Here is a 16,250-nt window from a genome sequence, read left to right as displayed (position 1 = left end):
CAGTTCAATGAATTTCCAATATATTCGGATATTGGGAAAACAAAGGGATGCGGGTACCAACAGTTTTTATCCGCACTTTTTTACCAGATTGTTTTGCTTGAATGAGCTTGCTTTGAACGTCGGAACTGTTGAATTTGAACCACCACAACGTGTCTGAATTCATAAACACGCCGGAGTTGGTGTGAATTAGCCGGAGTTCGCTGGACTCGCCGGATCGCCGACTTTCCAAATCAATCACTTGAACCTCTTGTTCTTGCACGTTGGTGTAATTTAACACTGCCACAGGAAGGTTGCAGACAACAACCCACATTAACCATGAGTTGTGAAAAAACCAATTAGACAGAAAATTTGCTCTAGTGTTACTGCGTTGAAAAGAAGTGTTTCGGTTCATAAAATGCCCTCATAAATTCAAAATAGGATTTGATTGCATGACAAGCTTTAATTTGTGCTGTTAGTCGATGATATTCTCGCGAACACCCCTTCAAAATTGGGCAATTAGTGTTCTAATTTCAACAAATTTTTAATTCGCGCCTGTGTGGAAGGGTGAGTAGAAAATAGACTTGTATACCAATTTCCCCCCGAAAAATTGACAATTAACAGCGGTGCAAAAGCGGGATTGCTTTGAATTGGTATTTGTCGTGCACTGGTTTCTAAGCGTTGCAAAGCATTAGCTAAAGCGCGCGGGTTTCCAGTTAATTTTGCTGCACTTGTATCGGCAGAAAATTCCCGCGTGCGCGAAATGGCTAACTGAATTGCTGTAGCAGCAATGGGAGCCAAGATGACAGTTAAAATCAACGCGAAAGGATTGCGATCGCTGCGATCGCCTCCTCCCACTCCAAACCACATAGCATTGCTAGCCATCTGCGCTAACAGCGAAATCGCACCTGCAACCGTAGCTGCTACCGCTTGCGTCAGGGTGTCGCGGTTCTGGATGTGGCTGAGTTCGTGCGCGATCACCCCTTCGAGTTCGTCGTCTGACAGCAGATTCAGAATGCCATCAGTAAAAGCGATCGCTGCGTGTTCCGGGTCGCGACCAGTCGCAAAAGCATTGGCAGCCGGAGTGGCGATCGTGTACACTGCTGGTACGGGCAAACCCGCGCGTTGGCAGAGTCTTTCCACCATGCTGTAAATTTTCGGCGATCGGCTAGCAGTTACAGGTCGAGCACCGTAAGCCGCTAGCGCAATTTTATCTGAGTAATACCAAGCACTGAAATTCATCGCAGCGGTCAAGACAATACCTATAATCGCACCACCTGTACCGCCGATGACTCCATAGCTAATGGTAGTTAACAGGGCGCTCAGCAGACCTAACAAAGCAACTGTTTTAATTTGATTCAGCATCTCCGATAGCTCCTAATTTTTCTACATTTTTAACTCCAGAAATACCGGATTTATCGCAGAAATAGCTTGTTTAATGTCTATTCCCTGATTTGAGATTTAATCATTTTCAAGTGAATAGTGTTAACATAACCAAACCCTCGGTGGAAGTCAATTCATATAATTCATTAAGTGATTTCATAAAAGTCATTAGGTTCGAGTTCATAAAAGTCATATTTTGAAGAATTATTGCAATATCTAGAAAAGCAAATATAGGACTTGCTCCGTCAACTGTCATGCTGAGTCCCGATGCAACGCATAGCTCAGGAGAGCGTTGCGATCGTGAAGCATCTGGGCCCTCTTTGAGATCCGGAGTTTACGTGGCACGACGCAGTGAAGGGCTGTCGCTCAGGATGACCTAATTGCGTTACAGTGCGTAAGTTCTATTAGTAAGGACAAAGAGTCCTTATTGAATAAAAGCTTTAAGAGAGGACTTAAGCCCTCTCTACAAACTGCACAACTTAACTCAAATCTCGTCAAATTGTAATTCACCAAATACCGAATCAATATCAATCTCAGCAACATCCTCAAACTTACCCACTGGTGAATGATTAGGATATTCGGGCCGCAATTTATCAAATACCGAAGCAATATCAGTCTCAGCAACAGCTTCAGACTTAGCAACTGGTGAATGAGTAGGAAAATCCGGCGACTTCGGCGACTTCGGCGACTTCATCGGCTTCACGGAATTCACCTTTGCTACTGGTAACTGGGCCGCATCTTCCACAAGAGCAGGCTCTGATTTCTGTAAATTAAGTACAGGTAATATTCCTCCCTTTTCTCCATTTTTGCTAGTTTGATTCCACATCATCATGCCCATCAAACCGTCCAGCAAACCCCCACTAGCGCCATTACCATTCACTGCGACATCGGGAACAACGCGAACACTACCATCTGAGATCGCCTGCATCAGTTGCAGCAGCGTGTAACTCTGCGTACCGAGGGCGTTGACACCAACTTGATAAGCATCCGCTTTTGCTTGTCCCATCAGCCGAATCCCTTCTGCTTCACCGCTTGCGTGTTCGATCGCAGCAGTTGCGCTCAGTTGGGCAATTTTCACCCCTTGTTCTGCCGCCACCACCTGATTTTGAATGTCCGCGATCGCAGTTGCGCGCACCAATTCTTGACGCTGCGACTGTGAAATGCGCTGCACATCGTAAGTTTTCTCCTGTTCCTGAGCAATTTTGCGATCGGTCAGCGTTTGCATTAACTCTGGTGGCGGCGAAATCAAACCGATCAGCGTGTCCACAGCCTGCACATCGTAGGCCCGCAGGGCTTGACGCACGTGTTCTGCCGCCTCTGCTTGGCGCTCGCTGCGCGCGATTAGAAAATCGAGTATCGTATATTCTTGAGCGGAATTGCGGAAATAATTGCCCACAATTGGACGCAGCACTTGGTCGATGAGATTCTGCATCGAACCTTGCCGCGAAATCACTCTCGGTGCATCCAAAGTACCGACATGAATGATCTGAAAAACTTCTAACTCAAACGTAAATCCGTCAAAAGAAAGCAATTTCAAAGCACTTAACTTGGAGTCGTAGCCGTGTTCTCCGCTGAACCGCGATGTGAAGTTTAAAACTACATCCGTAGTGGGGACAAGTTCGACTTTCATCACTTTTGTATTGATGGGATGTTTGCCGGGATAAAGCGGTTCGACCCACACACCTTTATCGCCTTTGTTGACGAGATTGCCGTGGGTAAAAGCGGCGCCGCTTACATCTTGGTGCGATCGCCCCACATAGGAAATTACGACGCCTACATAGCCGATCGGCACTTCCGTCATTTTTACTTGTTCAACTTGCACAAACCAGGGATTGAGGTTCCAAGAACCCGATAGAATCACCTGTTCTTGCAGCCCTCTGCGCCCGCCACCCTTGATGAAAGATTGCGCTTTTTGGAAATTGTCGTGACCGGGAATTATTGGGCCAGCAATTTCACCTTCATCAATCGGAGTTCCGTCTAGCACGTTCGCAATTCCCACGCGATCGGGAGCAAGTTTGTATACTTTCAAGTCCGACGGCTGCATACCGTTTTTAGTGGCATTCGCAGAAGTAATGACCTCAAATAAAGCCGTATTGATCCGATAAGTACCTGTTGTGATGATGGCTAGCTGCCGCCCTTTTTCTCCACCGCCGGTCAGAAACTTGCGGGCATTTTGAAAATTGTCGCTATCGACGACTTTACCTAAAATCCGATCGGCAGGAATGCTGGCTCCGTCATTGGCAACAATTAAACCGATTTCATCTTGAGGAACGACAACAACAGGTTCTTTGCGAATGCTATATTGCCAGGGAAAATAACCAAAATGCCAGCCGGGAGGAAGGGTATCTGCTTGCAAACCTGCTTCGCCATCGAGAGCAATTAATCTACTGGATGGCAAATTTTTGCGAGAAAATTTCTTGGTAACAATTCCCACTTCTCGTTCGCCGATCGCAATTAATCCCAAAGTCCAGCCAATCTTGGGTATAAAGATGAAAACTAGGAACATTGCTCCTACGGGATAGATCCAAATCGGAATGCTAAATCCTTCTGCTTGGGCTGGTTGAACTTCTTGGGCTTGCGGCGGCGGATTGCTTAGAGCGGAAGTTGGCGGGCCAAAAGCGCCTGCTGCTGCGATCGCAGTTGCGAAAGATACTGCTAATGGTAAAAGTTTGCGAAGCCAACGTGATTTAGTCATAGTTTTTAACCTGTTTTAAGCTCAAATGTACTGAAAAGTTGTTAACTACCATCACTATTCAATAAATTTCTGTTGAAGTCAATTCATTAAAGTCATTAATTATAGTCATAAAAGTCATATTTGGAATATGATTGTGCATGAACTGCACTCCAGAGATTCAGTAAAAACCCGGTTTATGAAGGTTGTAATGCGTAACTGTCGTTGATATCTTCTGATTAGCCACATCGCATTCAGTAGTCCCTGCTTTTTCCAAAAGGGCTTCCACAGTATGTCTCGCTTCTGGATTCAAAGAAGCATACTCGCGACACCAATCACCAAATGTTTTGTTTGTGGGTTGGGTTTCTGCTGCTAAAACTGAAAGTCCATTTCCAGATAATGCTACAGCGATGAGTGCACTACAAGTAATTGCGCTCAAGTTTGGTAAATTGATGTATTTTTGTCCAACTATAAGTGTCATCATCTGGTACATCTAATTGTCTAGAATGTCAAGTTTTAGCATTAACGAAAAGCTTTAAGAGAGAACGATCGTCCTCTCTATAAATTGCACAGATTAACTCAAACATTGTCAGATGGTAATTCACCAAATGTCGAATCAATATCAGTGAGAAACTAGGGAATCGGGGTGAAATCATAGCCGTAGGTGGAACGACTACCTTCGACCACTTTCACCAACTGCACAGGAGCATTACGATCGCCCGATGGCAGAAATGAGATCGTGCCAGAAGCTCCCGATGCAGTAAACAATGGACTGTGCAAGGTTACCGAAACACCTTCACGAGTGGGATTTGGTTGCAAAGCTGTGCCGAGAGCTTGAGTCGCATCATAGGCAGTTGCGGTGCGCCAGTTAACATCGCCGCCCCAGAGTTTGCGCGATCGTTTTGCGAAGTTCTCCGACCCCGCAGCCAGAATGTGCCAAGGCACTGCTATGACCATGCCGCGTCCTTGCTCGCGGGTCACATCTAGGGTTTTGGGGCTGTAAACATCATCCCCACCGAGCACAGGTAAGCGATTATTATTGGCCTGGACAACCTGGAAAGCGCGATCGAGCGAATCCGTATTGCTGGCTAGCATAATCACTTCTGCTCCGAGCTGTTTAGCTTCTTCTAAACTTTTGTTGAGGCTGAGGCCCGAATTGGACAGATCGTATTCGCCCACAACTTGGCCGCCTTGGAGGGCGATCGCAGTGCTAAATTCCCCCTTAAGAGATTTACTGTATTCACTTTGGGAATTGAAATAAACAACCGCTTTTTTCAGCTTCAATGTTTGCAGCATATAGTCAGTCAGCGCCCTAGCTGCAACATAGTCGCTTGGTACTGTCCGCAACACATAGGGGCTTTTATTTGACAGTTGAACCGCTGTACTAATTGGAGAAATTGCGACCAGCTTGCCCTGGTTATAGATATCGGCAGTGGCTAGCGTCACACTACTGGCATAGTGTCCAACAACACCAAGAATACTTGACTGATTGACTAATGATTCAGCAATTTTTTGTGCGGTTTTACTATCGTTGTTGTCATTGGCAATTTCAACCATGAGTAACCGACCATTGATACCGCCAGCCGCATTAATTTCCTGTTGAGCTTGAGCCACGCCTCTCAGAATTTCACGGGAGCCATTGATATCGGTACTCCCTGGAATAGAAACCGCAATTTTAAGTGGGTTGCGCGAGAATGCTTTGGCATTGTTGCTGTAAATCAAAGCTTCGGGATCGTTAGGCTTTTGTTGCAGCGATAGATCGAATAATGCTTGTGCACTTGCATAGTTGCCACTTGTAAACGCTTCTGCCGCTTGGAGTTTAGTAGGAGTGCCGTCTTTTGGAAAGAATAGAGTCTCCCCTTGGCTCATGGAATCTTTAACAGCATCAGTATTGATTTTGATCGAGTTGCTAGGCAATGAATTAAGGATTTTACCGCCCAAGCTAACTCCTCCAATTAAGAGTAGTGCTGCAATTATGTAGAAGATCGGGGGCGGGGAAAATTTTCCCTTGGTGGAATCAGATGTCATGAGTTGTTTCTCCTAGGGTTGAATAACAGCATATTTCATGTGTTTGGCACACACACAATTGCGTGATATATATAGCTGAATTAGCAATACTTACTACTGTATTTAATAAACTTAGAATATGCTGTATATTTCAATCTACTCTTGCAATATACAGAAAATTTGTTTACTACAACAAGTATTCAACAGATTTCTGTTAAAGTCAATTCATAAAAGTCATTCATTATGTTCATAAAAGTCATAGTGATGATATGATTTTGCAGGAAGTGCGATCGGTTGTCCCCCAAAATGAGGGACTCAAAGTTTTACCAAATGTTGAAAAGAGGACACGGCAATGCCGTTTCCCTACCCTAAAATAATCATGAGCACTTCATGAAAAATGTAACCACCGCCCGATTATTTGTAGGGAAACGGCACTGCCGTGTCCTGAATTTGGGTAAGATCAATATATCAACGGGTGCTCAGAAACCGGGTTTTTGGCGACAATACTTCTTTACAGCCCACAGATTCGGTAAAAACCCGGTTTCTTTGCTTGTGATGCGTAAGTCTCGTTGATATTAACCACCACCACCGCCACCACCGCCGCCGCCACCACCACCGCCGCCACCACCGCCACCACCGCCACCACCACCGCCACCGCCACCGCCACCGCCACCACTGTCATTGCTCAAGATTGGCATTACTACTTCATACTTGTGATGGTAAGAGCAGTTTCGACATTTGCAGGTAACTTCCTGCTTTCCTGCACTGGTATATGTAGGCTTAAACAAAACTTTATAAGTCCGTTTGAGTTTGAGTGTTTGGCACTCAGGGCAGCTTCGATTCTTGATTTCATTTGTGGTCATTAATAAAATCACTAAAATAGGAACAGACACCCAAAGAAGGCACATAAATAAAAATCCAAAAGGCTCAGAGTCAAAAAAGACTTGTTCTTCCGAAGAAGATTGAGATTGATTGCCACTTTGTTGCCAAGCAGGTTGAGGTACATTCAGAATCGCCTGCGGAAATGCAATTTGCACTTCTAATTCTTGTTCCGGTTGAATAGGCTGACTTGCTACAAATTCAAATGTTTTCGGATCTACTTGACGAGGAACTGCGGCTGTACCAAAATTCGTAAACGAGAGAACTTTCCCTGACAAAGCTTCTGGTAATTGCACCGTAACTTTTCCCGTATTAATCCGAGCTTTGCGACCCGCTGCAATGGCTTTCCAATAAACTAGAGTATTCTCACCATCTACCTGCAATCCGCCTACCACGCGATATTTGATGACAAAAGTATGTGATTCGGGCGCTTTTAATTGATGTTGCCAACGAATCCAAAGTTCATTGTTTTCAATCCCCGTGCTACTCGGAATTATTTGATTATTTTCTTGAACGATGACATCTTTAATTTCATCTACCTTACCTAAAGGAATATAGCGATATCGTTCAGTGTTGTAGTCGGCTGTGAACACATATCTTTGCTTTTCCGTAACTAACATATCTCCGTTGGTCTGAACGTCGATAGTGACGTTGATGTTATCCCAGTAAAACGGTATTTGTTGGGCCCGTGCCTGAGTGACTGTGACCAGAAAGACGGTCAAGGAGGTCATTAAGAAACAAAGTATTTTTTTTAACGACCATTTGTTCATAATATAATTCCTATATAACAGCTATTAATTACAATTAATCAACAGATTTCTTGTAATGTCAATTCATAAAAGTCATTATTTTAGTTCATAAAAGTCATTATTTTAGTTCATAAAAGTCATTATTTTATTTCATAAAAGTCATACCTTTAGTCCGGCAGGGGTTGAAACCCGTACCCCAAAATAGTAACGGAGAAGGCGGCAGTGCCGTTTCCCTACCCCAAAATAATCGATCGCTCCCCTCGGGTATAACCATCACCCGATTAATTGTCGGAGGACACGGCAGTGCCGTTTCCCTAACTCAAAATCATCGCTCATCCCCGCGAAAGATGTAACCATCGCCCGATTAATTGTAGGGACACGGCACTGCCGTGTGCTAACTGTGGGTTATCTCAATATTCCTAATAAATTTAGCCTTGAAATACCGCGCTTAACAAAGTTAAAACCGTGCAACCAAACACGGCTTCAAATGTATATCTTCGCGAAGGTTTATAAGGATAAGAATTCCAAACGCGCAGTTCTCCATTAAAGCCGCGCGACGCTAAACTCAACGAAACTTGACGGTAGTTTTCCAAAGTTCGCTGAAGCAATTGCCCGATTAAAATGCTTAAACTGTGCATTCCCCGCTTCCAAGTGCGGTAGCCGCAGCGCGAGTTTTGAGCAATCCAAAGTTCATCGGCGATCGCCAATAAGCTAAAAATAAACCGATACATTAGTAATAGCAGTTCTGTGACTAACTCTGGACAGCGTAATTGTCTGAGAATCTGCAAGATTTCGGTAAATGGAACCGTTAAGAGGATGAAATACATACAGCTTGTGGATGCGAAGGCGCGGGCAAATAGCAAGCTCACTTGGTATATTCCGGTGCGGCTCACATACAGATAAAAAGTGCCGATGCTAATCCCCCAACCTTGCCAAATATCCCACTGAATTGCAGGGATACGATCGCCCGCAACCGCACCCATCGCCAAAGCAGGCAAACTTGTCAGCAAAAACATCAACGGTAGCGACAGCAACCGCAAATACAGTTTCCCCGGAATACCGGCATAGACGACGATCCAGACAGCCAACCAAAGGGCGATCGACAATTGGACGATCGCCCCAGAAACGAGAGACAGAATTAAAAGGGCGATCGCAAATGATAACTTGTGAGATGGCGGCAACCCGCGCAAGCGATTTGTATAAGCCAGACTATCAATCTGATGGTTCATTCCGACGATTTATTATCAGACTGCTGCCGAGATTGCGATCGGCCTTTATACAACCCAATGACGTACCCAACTACGCCAGCCCCCATCGCCGCTTGAGACGCAAACAATAGACTTGAAATTTCTCCGCTAGCCGGCTCAAACAAGTGATTGAACCAAGGTTTATAACCCGGTTTAATTTCGGTAATTGTTTTCTTAGCTTGGTCATCGGAACCGCCATATTCACCCCGCACAAAAACGAGAGGAAACGCTGCCAGAACAATCACAGCGCCAGCCAAAAGCCAATTTTGCCGCGAAGTAGATTGGTAATTTTTTGTAGGTTTTTGATTCACGGCTTATGACTCCTGTCTCAATAATTTCAAAGTTTCCAACTCCGGTTTCCCGTAAGAATGCAGCCAATTCCAGACCAATAGAGTCAGCAATCCCTCACTGATAGCCAGAGGTACTTGAGTGATAGCAAAGATGCCCGCAAATTTGAGAAACGAAGCCATAAAACCGCCACTTGCTGCCGGAAAAGCTAACGCTAATTGAATCGAAGTCGTCACATAAGTCAGCAAATCTGCCAAAGCCGCAGCACAAAAAATTGCCGCCCGCTGGCTGCCAGTTCGCAACAGCAATTGATAGATAAAATACGCAGCGAAAGGGCCCACAATCGCCATCGAAAACATATTAGCTCCCAGCGTTGTCAACCCACCATGCGCTAACAGTAACGTTTGAAAAAGCAGAACTAAAGCCCCCAGTACAGCCATCACCGAAGGGCCGAACAAAATTGCACCCAAACCCGTACCCGTCGGGTGAGAACAACTCCCCGTTACCGAGGGAATTTTTAAAGCAGAAAGCACAAAAGTAAACGCACCCGCCAAAGCCAGCAATAGTTTAAGTTCCGGGTGTTCTTTTGTAATGCGAGTAATTGATCGCAAACCTACTGCAAAAAAAGGCAACGCCACCATCCACCAAAATGCCGCCCATTGCACCGGCAAAAAACCTTCCGAAATGTGCATAGCTGCGGCGGGCGTTGCCGAACCCAGGACAATATAACCACTCAAGCCAGCCATCAATCCCAAGCTGACCAATTTCCGATTTCTGGTCTTCACGCTGAACCTCGCAGATGAGACTATGTAAATTAACACATCGGCGGGCATCCTGACTCAGAAAGCGACATGACTCTCATTACAGTTGCGGGACAGCGCCGGACTTGCACCGAACTTTCCCCGTTTCCTCTAACGGCTGCTCCCCATTAGAACCGACTGGTTAGACATAGTTTAGTCGATCGTGTAAGTCTCAGCAAATCTTTTACAAAAATTACTTCAGATTAACTAAGTCAAAGTTACCTATCATCTTCTCTTCTCTTCCTTCGCTTCTTCGCGGTTCGTTCAATAAATACTATCGCTCAACAAATCAACGGTATAATATTAGTGAGTTTTGAGGAAAGCCGCAATGTTACAGTACAACTTGCCGAGGAACTTGCCCTCCGCCGATGAACTACCAGACTCGGATGAAACGCCTGTGGATAACGAACTGCAAGAGCTAATACCAGGGTTGTTAAAAGCAATATTGCTCCTACTTTGGTCAGAACGCATGGACTGGTTTTTTGGCATAGATATGGGTATCTATTATCACCCGGATAAACCTGCCATTGTGCCCGATGCTTTCTTGAGTTTAGGTGTAGAAAGGTTTTATGATGAAGAATTGCGTCCCAGTTACGTGCTGTGGGATGAAAATGTTCTGCCGACTTTTGTGCTGGAAGTAGTTTCCCCAACTTATCGCAAGGAATACAGCACCAAGTTGGAGGAATATCAAGCTTTAGGCGTACTTTATTACGTCATTTATTCTTCCCGCCGCCGTCGTAAACCCCGTTTAGAAGTACACAAGTTAGTCAATGGAAAGTATGAATTACAGCCAGGAAATCCAGTTTGGATGCCAGAAATTGGTTTGGGGATTGGTTGTGAAAGGGGAAGTTATTCTGGGGTGACAAGGGAGTGGTTGTATTGGTATGATGCCGATGGAAAACGTTATCTGACTCCTGAAGAACAGGTGAAAGAATCCACGCAGCGCGCCCAACAGGAATCGCAGCGCGCCGATCGATTAGCTGAACGTTCCGATCGACTAGCTCAGCGATTGCGGGAGTTGGGGATAGATCCTGATAATCTGACCTGATGGCAATCAAGAGTACCAGACTGACCGACTCTAGACGCTCAGCAACCGGGTTTTGCAACCGAGATCGATCGTCCTCAACGAAAGATTTTCAGGAAAAAACCCGGTTGCTGCATCCAGGAATGTGTGAATATTTATCGCAAAAATCAGGAAAAATGGGGCTAGATTTGAAACAAACAGAGAGTTTGATGGCAAACATTGAGATCCAGCTCGAAAAGATGAAACTCAGGAGAGGTTATTAAATAATGGTCATGGATCTGCGTTCTTACGATATCATCTGTTTTGGTGATGAAGTTCCAGGAGTTCTAGCTGTTGTCTCTGCTTCCAGAGAATATCTTCGCCGCACAAAGCGTTATCCGCGAATTCTGCTAATGTCTAAAGGAAGCTTGCAAGAAGGAATTGGCGGGCATTTGGTAAGAGGTGGCCTTGCTTATTTAGATAGAAGTCAGATTAGTGAAGAACTTCAACAATCTTTAAAGTTAGATACCTTTGGTTCACCGGCGACAATCTATAAAGAGTTCGTGCAAAAATCCGGTGTTAAGGCAATTGCACTTGACCCCCGCAAAGCCAGTGCAGCGCTGAAAGAAATGCTGGTACAAGCTGGGGCAGATCTCCTCAGCAAAGTAGAAATTAAATCAGTCAGTAAAGAAGGTCAAAAAATTGCCAGTATAACCACCTCTCAAGGCGTAGTTTATGCCGGCAAGCAATTTATTGATGCCACTGTCAATGCCGAATTAGCTCAAGCTGCCGGTGTGAGAAAGCTGAAGGGATTTGAAACATTTGGTCTGCCTAACTCAGAACTTCCAGTCACCCTCGTTTTTGAAACTCAAGGACTCAGTGCAAGATCACTGAAAGAATTCGATTACATTTATCTAAAACGCTTTACCAACCTGGCCGATGCAGAGAGTCAAAAATTTTTGCTGTACGCTGCCGACAAGGATGCCAAACTAGCAGAAGAACTCCGGCGGGAAATGAAAGACACTAAAGGCAATCTCAAAACTCTGTGGGCGGGCAACGATTACATCGATGTTCGCTCACCGGCTCTGTCTGTAGCTTACCACTCCTTTAGAGGAATAAAACTATCTTTTTCTGAAACCGGCACAATTTTAGATGAGGGAAATATAGCTATACTTCCAAATGACAGACTTTCATGGAATGCGCTTTTATTTGCCGTCACCGCCAGCGAAGCGGAAGCCTTAGCTAGAAGCGGGAGCAAACCCACGGCTAATATGCAAAGAGAGATGTTATTTATTACAACTTGGCTGAGGAGTTTGGGGGCTACTTCTGTTACTTATGCCTCAGAACTTTATATCAGACACGCCGGCAATGTGACGGGAGTTGTAGAACCTTTAACTGGCGCACAAATGCTGTCAGGTGGCGTACCTGCTAATGAGGCACTGGCAACATTTAGCTATCATTTTGATGTACGGGGAGGCATCCGGGGTCTTGGCGATAAAGCAAACCGTCTAGGATGGTTTAAAAGTCTGAGTTTTAAACACCCTATCTTTAATATTGGCATCCGCCACGCATTAATTAAAAACGTTCCTAACCTGGCAGTGGTCAGTCCCTGTTCTGGATTTGAAGGGTTTGCTTGTTCGGTCGGCAGAATTGTGGAATTCAACGCCGCAGTTGGTCAAGGTGTGGGTATCGCTGCTGTTAATGCCATTCTAAATAACAAAAATCTAGCCGATGTATCTAACCGAGAAGTGAGACAAGTTCTCGCTGAAACAGGTCAGTTACCTAAAATTTTTGGAACTCCAAATAATGGTGATGCAATGCTATTGGCGCAATTCGAGACTCTTGCCAGTTCGGATGCTATTGCGTAATATCCATTTCAATAAACAATGCAATAGTAGGTTTGGCCAGTGGAACGAAACCCTACACAAAAGTTTTTAGCCAGAAATGAATGAAATTGGTATTAGTATCAAATCCGGTAGCATCGGAATTAATATTACCCACAGCTTTCGAGACGGCGCCGTGCCGTTTCCCTACAATTAATCCGGGTAGGGAAACGGCACTGCCGTGTCCTCTATATTATCTCGCTCGTGCAACCGGAAACGATATAACATTATGTTCCCTCGAACGACAACAATCACGTTGGTTTGTAGTGAGGAATTTAATCCTAATAAAATTCTGAGCACTTCCGTCGTCACTACAAACCTATAACGGTGATTTTACCGGAAATTATATAATACCTCGATCGCCTGCACCGAATTATTGTGCTGCGCGGCACTAACTGGTGAAACAACTGTTCAACTTGAGACTTGGCTTGATTTTTCCAGCTTGGTTTCCCGCACAAACAAGAAAAGCGGGAAAGCACATGAAAACGAAACAAGCACACCCAGAAGTATGTACAGCCCTACAAAACTTATCTCCAATCGTTTTGACTCAGCGTACATCCAAGTGCTTCCTGCTACAGTTGCGATAAACAAATCTAAACTTACCGATTTCGCAGCAAGATTAGCCGAACTCTCGTTTACAAAGTCGAGCAAGCCAGCATTGCTAAAAAACTGCAAGTTATAGTACCAAGGCAGCACAAGCCCCAGAATTGCTAGGATGAGATAAATGATTCGCTTAACGCTCATAATTACCCTACCTGTTCGTTGATCAATTGTATTAGCCTACTCGTTAACAACCAATCCTTACTTCTTCTTCGGGCAGTTCGGATGAATCCCCCCCTGCAAACAAATGTAAGCAATTTGACTTTTATCTAAATTCTTAGCCTCCGCAAAATCAACTCCTAGGAATCGACCGGATTTACTACCAGTCGGATTTTGAATAAATTGATCCGAAGCGGTTTTCCCCAGAAACACAGCGCCTTTAAAATTCGCTCCCGCTAAATTCGCCCCCCTAAAATCAACCGAACTCACCTCCGCATTCCGAAAATTCGCATCTTGCAAACGAGCATCTTTTAAATTCACGTTGGCGAGTTTAGTCGAAGTCAAATCGGCATTTTGTAAGTTTGCGCCGCTCAAATCAGCACCGGACAAATCAGCACCTTGCCATTCCGATTTAGACAAATTTGTCAAGGACAACTGAGCGCCTTGAGCCTTCACTTTGGCTAAACGCGCGCCTGACAAATCTGCTCCCGACAAATTCGCGCTTCCTATATCTGCCCCGGTAAAACTGGCATTTTTTAACTGCGCTTCCTGTAAATTGGCTCCTATTAAAATAGCACTGCTGAAATTAGCTGAATTCAAATTGCCGTTTGACAAATTAGCTTTGTTCATGACAGCGCGCACAAAAGTAGTGCGGTTCATTACAGCACTGTTCAAAGACGCCCCGGTCAAATTTACTCCTTCCAAATTAGCGCCGCTTAAATCAGAAACCCAATCGTCAAATGTAGCGGGACGCCTGTCTTCGCCGGTGCCGTAAAAGCGAGCTCCCTGCAAGCTGGCATTGGTTAAATTGGCATTTCTCAACTTAATTCCCGACAAGTCAACTTTGTTTAAAACTAAAGTAAACTGAGATGGGCCGGCAGGACTTTGAGCTAAATCCGTGCGGCTCAGATCCGCGCCGTTGAGTTGGCTGCTATACACTGTGAGAATTTTGCCGATCGCCCTTTGTACTGTTCGCTGGCGGGCGGCCGCTAACTCGCGTTCCGGGGCCTTGCCGCCAAAGCGCAGGGAATCGAGGTCGTTGCTGAGGGCTTGATTCAACCGCTGCAACTCAGGCAAAGCTTTCGGCCCGCTACTGACTAAAGCTTGCTGGATCGCGTCCAACATGGCGCGGTTGTCTTCTTGAGCTAGCAAATCCGCTAGCAGGGGTACGGCGCGGGAGTCTTCCACGGCCCCCAAAGCCAAAATGGCCGATCGCCTGCCCGATGCCCCGCTAGCGGATGTGGGAGACAATTTGCTAACTAAAGCTACAAATAATTCGTCGTTCCGCTGCCGGGAATCCCGCATATTTGCTTGACTTTGAGTGTAGATGAGAGTGCCGACAAACAAAGTTAAAATCAATCCCGCGCTGCCGACGGTAGCTATCACCAAAGTTGTGCCTGGGTGTTGGCGCATCCAATTCCACAAACTGGCATTTGTTTTCCGGCCGCTTTGTGGAGTCACAACCAAAGCTGCAATCTGCGCGTCTTCCTCAGTCCAATCTTGAGTCTTGACAGGATCGGCAGACACTTGATTCGATCGAGCGTTGACGACCAAAGTATTCGCGAGGCGATCGTGTCCCGCTTGCCGTTTGTAACGCCATGCAACAGCCCCGTCTGCGAGCACTGCCAACCCGCTCAGCCCCCCTAAAATCAGCAAATCTGGAAACGCACCGCTCAAGCGCCAAATGCCGTAAGCGACGCCCAGAGGCACTCCCCAACGCCCCAAACTTTCGCGAATTAGCACTGGCCCAAAACCCGGAGGAGTACCCGACGCTGTGACAACTTTGACGCCGAACCAGCGTTTGGGGAGAGTTTGACCGGTTCTGGCGAGCAAAAACAGTTGCCACCCCGCTAAAACTGCCGGTGCCAGCAGTGCCCCTGACCAGAATAGATTAGTTAGGGGTGCGACTCTAGGGCTGCGATCGCGCACGGGTATGCCCAAGGTACGGGCGACGGTTTCGGAGGCTGCTGCTACTGAGGAATTGAGCGGCACGGTTTGAGATTCCCTGTTGACCAATGCCCCGATACTGAAGGGAACGAGGGCGCTGGCCGCAATTAACGAAATTTCCACTGCCCAAGCGCCGCACCTGCGAACCAGCAGTGGCATTTGCTTGGATTGTGTTTGCCAAGACGGATCGGGTTGATTGATGCCGGTGGGCGCGGTGGGGTTAGCCATATTTAGAAATTCCTATTATTTGTCGTTAGTATTTGAGGACTGGGGGGAAATTGCCAATTTATACGCTATGTAGATTAGCACTCCCAGAACGGCAAGAGTCATCAGCGATGAAATTAGCTGTACGACGCTATTGAAGACTGTCAGGACAATTATCGCTCCGACGGCAAAGGCTGCCACCTGCCCTGGTTTGGGGAGTCTTTGAAACTTGTCCAATAATTGATTGTAGAAGGTTCCGAGGGCTTGATAGCTGTCTGAATTTTGTGTGATGAGCGGCGATCGTTCTACTTTAGCTTTTAGTTCTCCGAACGCTTGCTGCCAATTGAAGTTATTTTGAGGATTCATAAAAAAATTCGGAAGTTATTTTAGATTAATGTGTTTGGAACAGCCATTATCCCCTACCGTCAAAGAACTAGAACCAAATGTCATTGTG

General features: G+C 45.7%; 14 protein-coding genes, 1 pseudogene and 1 riboswitch. Of the genes and pseudogenes, 4 read left to right on the top strand and 11 right to left on the bottom strand.

Annotated features, from left to right (window positions below; genetic code table 11):
• Positions 1-4: 4 nt before the first annotated feature.
• The 5 genes from D0A34_23905 to D0A34_23885 form a co-directional block, all read right to left on the bottom strand.
• Positions 5-391, bottom strand: a complete 387-nt coding sequence (locus tag D0A34_23905) for a DUF1523 family protein (protein ID UNU21487.1) — start codon at positions 389-391, stop codon at positions 5-7.
• A gap of 104 nt (positions 392-495) precedes the next feature.
• On the bottom strand, positions 496-1,341 hold the full coding sequence (locus D0A34_23900) for a protease HtpX (GenBank protein ID UNU21486.1): 846 nt from the start codon (positions 1,339-1,341) through the stop codon (positions 496-498).
• 502 nt (positions 1,342-1,843) lie between these two features.
• Positions 1,844-4,054, bottom strand: coding sequence for a flotillin family protein (locus tag D0A34_23895; GenBank protein ID UNU21485.1), 2,211 nt, complete (start codon positions 4,052-4,054; stop codon positions 1,844-1,846).
• 157 nt (positions 4,055-4,211) lie between these two features.
• Entirely contained in the window at positions 4,212-4,523 is a 312-nt protein-coding gene (locus D0A34_23890) for a hypothetical protein (protein ID UNU21484.1), read from the bottom strand.
• 140 nt (positions 4,524-4,663) lie between these two features.
• Positions 4,664-6,058, bottom strand: coding sequence for a receptor ligand binding family protein (locus D0A34_23885; GenBank protein ID UNU21483.1), 1,395 nt, complete (start codon positions 6,056-6,058; stop codon positions 4,664-4,666).
• Positions 6,059-6,616: 558 nt separating this feature from the next.
• On the opposite strand from D0A34_23885, the pseudogene D0A34_23880 reads away from it, so the two are divergent.
• A pseudogene (locus tag D0A34_23880) lies at positions 6,617-6,709 on the top strand (DUF2497 domain-containing protein).
• Between the two features lie 1,384 nt (positions 6,710-8,093).
• On the opposite strand, the gene cbiQ reads toward D0A34_23880, so the two are convergent.
• Genes cbiQ through D0A34_23865 form a run of 3 tightly spaced genes read right to left on the bottom strand, consistent with a single transcriptional unit; the run spans position 8,094 to position 9,946 of the window.
• Positions 8,094-8,894 (bottom strand): cobalt ECF transporter T component CbiQ, encoded by an 801-nt coding sequence (gene cbiQ, locus D0A34_23875; GenBank protein UNU21482.1) that lies wholly within the window; start codon positions 8,892-8,894, stop codon positions 8,094-8,096.
• Entirely contained in the window at positions 8,891-9,223 is a 333-nt protein-coding gene (locus tag D0A34_23870; protein UNU21481.1) for an energy-coupling factor ABC transporter substrate-binding protein, read from the bottom strand. The genes cbiQ and D0A34_23870 overlap by 4 nt, the downstream gene beginning before the upstream one ends.
• A 3-nt stretch (positions 9,224-9,226) precedes the next feature.
• On the bottom strand, positions 9,227-9,946 hold the full coding sequence (locus tag D0A34_23865) for an energy-coupling factor ABC transporter permease (protein UNU21480.1): 720 nt from the start codon (positions 9,944-9,946) through the stop codon (positions 9,227-9,229).
• A 60-nt stretch (positions 9,947-10,006) separates the two neighbouring features.
• A riboswitch (cobalamin riboswitch) is annotated at positions 10,007-10,154 on the bottom strand.
• A gap of 174 nt (positions 10,155-10,328) precedes the next feature.
• Between D0A34_23865 and D0A34_23860 the strand changes: the two genes are divergently transcribed.
• The 3 genes from D0A34_23860 to D0A34_23850 are packed head-to-tail and all read left to right on the top strand — an operon-like array spanning position 10,329 to position 12,871.
• On the top strand, positions 10,329-11,048 hold the full coding sequence (locus D0A34_23860) for a Uma2 family endonuclease (GenBank protein ID UNU21479.1): 720 nt from the start codon (positions 10,329-10,331) through the stop codon (positions 11,046-11,048).
• Positions 11,048-11,287 (top strand): hypothetical protein, encoded by a 240-nt coding sequence (locus D0A34_23855; protein UNU21478.1) that lies wholly within the window; start codon positions 11,048-11,050, stop codon positions 11,285-11,287. Before D0A34_23860 ends, D0A34_23855 begins: the two co-directional genes overlap by 1 nt.
• A 3-nt stretch (positions 11,288-11,290) precedes the next feature.
• Complete coding sequence (locus tag D0A34_23850; GenBank protein UNU21477.1) at positions 11,291-12,871, top strand: FAD-dependent oxidoreductase; 1,581 nt, start codon at positions 11,291-11,293, stop codon at positions 12,869-12,871.
• Positions 12,872-13,297: 426 nt separating this feature from the next.
• On the opposite strand, the gene D0A34_23845 is transcribed toward D0A34_23850, so the two are convergent.
• From D0A34_23845 to D0A34_23835, 3 genes are read right to left on the bottom strand one after another with little or no spacing between them, the layout of a single operon-like run.
• Positions 13,298-13,630, bottom strand: coding sequence for a DUF2834 domain-containing protein (locus D0A34_23845; GenBank protein UNU21476.1), 333 nt, complete (start codon positions 13,628-13,630; stop codon positions 13,298-13,300).
• A gap of 57 nt (positions 13,631-13,687) precedes the next feature.
• On the bottom strand, positions 13,688-15,820 hold the full coding sequence (locus D0A34_23840) for a hypothetical protein (protein UNU21475.1): 2,133 nt from the start codon (positions 15,818-15,820) through the stop codon (positions 13,688-13,690).
• Positions 15,821-15,835: 15 nt separating this feature from the next.
• A complete protein-coding gene (locus D0A34_23835; GenBank protein ID UNU21474.1) occupies positions 15,836-16,162 on the bottom strand; it encodes a hypothetical protein in 327 nt (108 codons plus the stop codon).
• Between the last annotated feature and the right edge of the window lie 88 nt (positions 16,163-16,250).

The organism is Microcoleus vaginatus PCC 9802 (genome assembly GCA_022701275.1).
In the GTDB taxonomy this organism is placed as follows: domain Bacteria; phylum Cyanobacteriota; class Cyanobacteriia; order Cyanobacteriales; family Microcoleaceae; genus Microcoleus; species Microcoleus vaginatus_A.
This window is presented reverse-complemented; position numbering and strand designations above follow the sequence as displayed.